A 5,881-nucleotide genomic window follows, 5' to 3' on the forward strand; every position below is an offset into this window, starting at 1 on the left:
CGGCTGGCAAAGATATCTTTTGTGTCTGAAACGCTCGAAAAATACGAACGGATTATTGTCCCTGTCGTATTCATCGGTCTGGGATTTTTTATCATGCTGGAAAACGGCACCCTCCAGACCCTCTTCGCTCTGATTAACTAAATACAAACTTAAAAAGGCCACTGAGACTGATTTTACAGTCCTAGTGGCCTTTTTTTATATGCGATTTAATCGGTCTCCTGCAGTTTAGGCTTTAACAGACCGATAGGAAGTGTCCACTTCCTCCTTTCCAGGTTTTGACCCGATCAAGCGCAGTCCGTTCAGAATAACGAGTATCGTCGATCCCTCATGGAACAGCACAGCCAGCGGTAGTCCAAGAACACCAAAGAGGTTCAGAACAATCAAGGTCACGATCACGCTGATAGAGAAAACGACGTTCTGGAAAATAATGGTGTTCAAGCGTTTACTCAACTTGTAACTGTAAAACAGTTTAGACAAATCATTTTTGACGACAACCACATCGGAAGATTCCATAGCGACAGAAGATCCGCTCCCCATCGCGATCCCGATATCTGCATTCGCTAAAGCCGGTGCATCATTGATTCCGTCGCCGATCATTCCCACGACTTCCTCCTTGCTCTGACTCTGCAAGACGTAATCGATTTTTTGTTCAGGTAGCATGGACGCTCTATAGTGATCGACCCCGACAATTTTCGCGACATTGGCCGTCACTTCTTCATTGTCTCCCGTTAAGAGCGTGACTTTGATCCCTTCTTTCTGGAAGTTAGCCACCGCTTCAGCGGACTGGGTACGAATCTGATCACTGAGTGAAAAGTAGCCGACAACCTCGTTATCCTTCGCTGCCAGGATAATGGTATTGCCTTTCTGGAAGTATTTCTGGAAATGATCATACTGCTCGTAATCACTGAAAGCTTTGGGTTTCCCGACGCGTATTCTACCTTTTTGAATGCCGGAGCCGGCAATTTCATTTATAGCCTCTTCATGATTGACAGCACTTAAATCGATCTCTTTGAACGCCGAAACGATCGCTCGGGCAATCGGATGACTGGACTGCTGCTCCATATAAATGATTTCTTTCAAGACAGTATCCGGTATGCTGTAGTCATCGACTTTGAATTCACCGTATGTCAGTGTGCCTGTTTTATCTGTATACAGGGTATCCATCGTACTCAAGGCTTCCATCGCGGCACCCCCTTTAAACAAGACCCCGTTTTTCGCCCCATTGCTGATCGCGCTTAACGTTGCCGGTGTGGCAGAAGCGACTAAGGCGCATGGACTGGCGACGGTCAAAAAGACCATGCCTCGGTAGAAGGCTTCCTCAAAAGGAATAGCCATCACCGAATATAGAACGAAGATAAAAATCGGAACGATGATCAGCACGGAAATCACATACTTGCTTTCAATGCGGTCAATAAACTTGGAAATACGGGACGGTCGGCTCTGGGCCTCCTCAACCATTCGAATGATATTTGAAAAAACGGTTTCGTCATTCGATTTAGTCACTTCCAAATGGAAAACATCGCCTTCGTTGATCGTGCCCGCAAACACTTCATCTTTTTGATTTTTTTCTACTGGAATGGCTTCCCCCGTCAAAGCCGCTTCATTGACTACGGCTTTCCGATCAATGATTCCGTCAATGGGAATCTGCGCGCCTTTTGTGACAACGACCGTATCGCCAATTTCCAGCTCTTCTGTTGGAACGGTAACGACTTCCCCGTTTCCCTTCAATACCTGAGCCGTTTCCGGTACCTGAGCCATCAATTCAGAGATCGCACTTGTCGACTTATTGTTTGCGTAGTCTTCCAGTGCTTCGGACGTTGCAAAGATCAACAGCAGCGCAGCTCCTTCAGACTCGTAATTGATAATAACTGCGCCGACTGCAGCTAAAATCATCAGCAGATCAACATTTGGCGACTTGTCTCTGATTGTTTCGATGACAGCATCTTTTGCCGCATAGAAGCCCAGAAAAAATATTGCGGCATAAAACAGCCCTGCACTGTAGCTATCGTTGATAGACATAAAGATAAATCCCAGTGCTGTGAATAAAATACCTATAACTAAGAACTGCCCCTGTCTGCTTTTCGTTAAATAATTTATCATTTTAAAACCCTTCTTTCTTGTTGTTTTCAGCTAAAACTACTTTAATGAAGCCGTGATAGAATGCCAGATATTCTGCTGTTTTCCTCCTTTATTACACAGTCACGATAAAAAAAGGACATACCCGTAGAACAGAATTAACTGTCCCACAGATATGTCCTCAATATACATATTCTGCTGCCGCAAATATTGCAGCCCGGCCGCATGAACCATTTAATGCATTCACCGCCTGTTCAAATTGCAATGAATCTAAAAATTGATATTCATTGCTTTCGTATTTAGTTTTTAAAGTGACGATTTTTTATATCACAAATTTCTTTTCATCTTGTGAAGTTACCCTTAGGATAGCATATTGTTTTTTAGCGGTCAAGCCATTACTTACAAAAAATCAGTTTAAATCAGTTTAAACAGGCATCTTTCTCTTAGAACAGTACTGATTAGTGACAGAAATTCTTCGATAAAAAAAATAACAAAATCTGAAAAACTTGTTTCACAACGATTTCTTCTTACGCATTGTTACGCTATATCATTATGAAAAGCAATGAAGTTGAAAGTCTTTCAAAAAAAACGCCTTCTCAGTTTTTATGAGAAAGCGCTAGCTATTATTATTCGATCATTGAAAATTTTGCTTCCAGGATATCTTTGGTTACGGGACCTACCACCCGTTCATAAATGATACCGTTACTGCCGATAAGGTAAGACGTTGGTAAGGATTCCACTCGATACAAATCCGTGATTTCTGTCGGACCGTAAACGTTCGTGAAGGTCAACTCGAATTCTTCCACGAATACCGGCACGTTAGCCAGATCGCTTTCAGAAGAGGTGACGTTGACCCCTAGAATAACCACGTCATCCTGTTCTTCATGGAACTCCTGCAAGTGTGGCATTTCCACCCGACAAGGCGGGCACCAGCTCGCCCAGAAATTCAGGAAAACTTTTTTACCTCTGTAGTCCGATAACTGGACGGTGTTTCCTTCCATATCTTCCAACTGGAAATCATACGCCGTATTCCCGGGGTTCAAACCGAATTCTATCATTGAACCCGTTTCACTACCGCTATTTTGAGCGGCCAATTCATCCTTCAGGGCTTCGATTTCTTCTTCAGACATGTCTTCCAGATCCATTTCTGTATCCAATTCTTCCTGTACGCCTATCTCATTCTGAACAGATGCCTGCTCTCTTACTTCCTGTTCCCGGTTCGATCCGGCAACAAAATCAAAAACCACATAAATCAACATAACGGCAATGACCGCCCATAATCCTTTTTTTATCATACAATCGCTCCTATCCTAACAATTCGAATGGTGTGCCTTCTAACCACTGGGCGATCCATTCTGATAATATTTCAAGTGTGCCGGTGAAAAGTAATATACCCATGACGATCATGAGTATGCCACCGATTTTCATCCATTTCTGACTGTGCTTCATCACGTTATCCATTTTCCCAATGAAGAAGGAAACCAGCAGGAACGGAAGGGCGAATCCGATGATATACAGCGTCAAATAAAGTGCCGGTGGCGAACCTGTTGACACACCGATCAAAAGAATCGACGAGAATATCGGTCCAATACACGGTGTCCAGCCTGCCGCAAAGCCAAGTCCGATGAGGAAACTGGATAAAAAGCTGGTCGTCCGTTTACCGGTCATTTTACGCGTATCTTTTAATAGTGCCGGAATTTGAAGCCATTCAGCGGTAACCAACCCCATCACAATGATGAGCAATCCCGCAATGCGCTGCAAGAGCAGACTGGTTGATCCGGTCAACAGCTGGTTGAAGAAACCACCTAAGTAACTGATACTCAATCCCAAACTGACATAAACCACAGATACTCCCAGTAAGAAAAGTAAGGAGTGCACCATGACTGTTTTTTTGAAAGCTATCGACTGATTTTCTTTGACTTCTTTGACACTTTTACCCGTGATATAAGACAAATATAGGGGTAAGAGCGGCAGCGTACATGGAGAAAAAAATGACAACCCTCCTGCTGCGAAAGCTAATAAAGCGGTTAGTTCTGTTTCGATGGTAATAGCCTCCTTTTATAACCCCAGAGCAAGCCGCTAAACACTAAAAACAGTGACAGAATAGCTAAAGGAGAAAATGCAAAATTGAAATAAATGACTGAGCGCGTACCCATGATCAGTAAATGTAATGCCCCGAAACCAACTAAAATTAAAAGGGGCGAGACTTTCCTAGTCAGCGGTGTAAAGGTCAGCAATGCAAGTAAACTTACGAACAGTAAAATCAATAAAAGGGTGTTTACTGATGTGTAGCGGTAATACATGTAGACATGATTCACTAAACCTATCGTGGTTGCCAGCTTGGCCACACTTTTCGCTTTTGTTTTATCTGCCCATAATTTTTCACCATATTGATAACTTCCATATATTAAAACACCAAGTGTGGCTATCCAGACCACATTGGATGAAAACAACAGGATGCGATAAGGCACTTGAATGATTTCATTAAAATTAAATAGTGCATTGATCCCGAATAAAGCCATGACGAAATAAAAAACGTGATCCATAAAAATAGAAACAACACTTTTTTTCACCCCGGTCGACTCATCTGACAAACCAAACCAAATGCCTACACCGATTATTAAGGTGACTATAGCGGTGAACATCGGGTTGGCTATTATATTTTCCACATAAACTCTCCTAACTCTACATACCTGACTGGGTAATTCCTGGTAAAAATCATTATATTTTATTGAAATATTTATTGATATATCTGTCGATTTCAATCTTGTAATGCTGATCAACAAGGCCCTCAAAGGCTTTATACCCCTAGGGGTTTACTTATACTAGCTTACACATATTTTAACTATGAGTCAACTCTGGAAATGGGCATAGATGTGAGGGGATGGGCAAGGATCGGTCATTACAGTTATCTGAAGGTCTTCTAATTTCCGAACTTACTCTCGTTCGGTCGTTAGGAGCCTTAATAATTTCGCTACTTGTCGAACCTGGGCAAGGTTCGGTCATTACAATTATCTGAAGGTCTTCTAATTACCGAACTTGCTCTCATTCGGTCGTTAGGAGCGTTAAAAATTTCGCTACTTGTCGAACTAGGGTGAGGTTCGGTCATTACGATCACATGAAGGTCTTCTAATTACCGAACTTGTTCCACTTCGGTAAATAGGGGCCTAATAAATCTCGCTACTTGTCGAACCAGGCTCAAAACCTGCTCTTCATGAGGGTAATACTCGCCTTAAAGCGAGTATTGACTACTCTTAAAAAATCACTGAAAAAAATGCCAGAGAAAAGTATTTTTCTCTGGCATTTAACTGGTCTATTCATTTTAATCTTTTTAAACGTAGTACGCTTCGTCGGCTTCAGACAACATGCTGTAGACTGCCTCGTAAGTTTCACATGCATCTGTCGGTAACGCATAGTTGTTTGTCACTTCGCGTAATCTCTTGAATTCTTTATCTAAATCCGGTTTATCCGAACCGTTTACTTTGGCATTCATGGTCTGGAATAATTCGTGAACATCAAAGACTTCAGGATGATTTTTTCCATGTGCACGCGTCAGGGGAACGGTGTAAAATTCGAGTTTTGGAAAATAATCGTTTAGAACCGTTTTAAATGTCAGCAATGTTCTTCCTTCTTTCTAAAATAGTTAAGCAGCTTTGACAGTCGATTTGATGACCGGATAACCGAGTTCTTCGATAGCTTTTTCAATTTCTTTTATTGTAACTTCATCGGAATCAAAGGTTAGTTTAGCTTTGCTAGAATTGAACATCACTTTAACGCTTCCCTGATCGATACCTTCTAGTGCTTT

7 protein-coding genes and 1 riboswitch are annotated in these 5,881 nt (G+C 42.1%); of the genes, 1 reads left to right on the forward strand and 6 read right to left on the reverse strand.

Features of this window, described 5'->3' with window-relative positions:
• A partial coding sequence (locus R6U02_RS06130) for a cadmium resistance transporter (protein ID WP_410262744.1) occupies nt 1–141 on the forward strand: 141 nt, incomplete at its 5' end.
• 84 nt (nt 142–225) lie between these two features.
• On the opposite strand, the gene R6U02_RS06135 is transcribed toward R6U02_RS06130, so the two are convergent.
• The 6 genes from R6U02_RS06135 to R6U02_RS06160 form a co-directional block, all read right to left on the reverse strand.
• The gene (locus tag R6U02_RS06135) at nt 226–2,100 is read right to left on the reverse strand and encodes a heavy metal translocating P-type ATPase (RefSeq protein ID WP_410262740.1); all 1,875 of its coding nucleotides are present in this window, start codon (nt 2,098–2,100) and stop codon (nt 226–228) included.
• Between the two features lie 136 nt (nt 2,101–2,236).
• A riboswitch (NiCo riboswitch) is annotated at nt 2,237–2,344 on the reverse strand.
• A 358-nt stretch (nt 2,345–2,702) separates the two neighbouring features.
• The gene (locus R6U02_RS06140; RefSeq protein ID WP_410262741.1) at nt 2,703–3,371 is read right to left on the reverse strand and encodes a TlpA family protein disulfide reductase; all 669 of its coding nucleotides are present in this window, start codon (nt 3,369–3,371) and stop codon (nt 2,703–2,705) included.
• A gap of 10 nt (nt 3,372–3,381) precedes the next feature.
• Nucleotides 3,382–4,125 carry a cytochrome c biogenesis CcdA family protein gene (locus R6U02_RS06145; RefSeq protein WP_410262745.1) on the reverse strand — a complete coding sequence of 248 codons (744 nt, stop codon included), beginning with the start codon at nt 4,123–4,125 and terminating at the stop codon, nt 3,382–3,384.
• The gene (locus R6U02_RS06150; protein ID WP_410262742.1) at nt 4,104–4,745 is read right to left on the reverse strand and encodes a hypothetical protein; all 642 of its coding nucleotides are present in this window, start codon (nt 4,743–4,745) and stop codon (nt 4,104–4,106) included. Before R6U02_RS06150 ends, R6U02_RS06145 begins: the two co-directional genes overlap by 22 nt.
• Nucleotides 4,746–5,407: 662 nt before the next feature.
• On the reverse strand, nt 5,408–5,695 hold the full coding sequence (locus R6U02_RS06155) for an iron-sulfur cluster repair di-iron protein, ric (RefSeq protein WP_410262743.1): 288 nt from the start codon (nt 5,693–5,695) through the stop codon (nt 5,408–5,410).
• A gap of 24 nt (nt 5,696–5,719) precedes the next feature.
• On the reverse strand, nt 5,720–5,881 hold a 162-nt coding region (locus tag R6U02_RS06160; RefSeq protein WP_410262746.1), incomplete at its 5' end, for a heavy-metal-associated domain-containing protein.

The organism is Alkalibacterium sp., from assembly GCF_046484155.1.
Taxonomy (GTDB): domain Bacteria; phylum Bacillota; class Bacilli; order Lactobacillales; family Carnobacteriaceae_A; genus Alkalibacterium.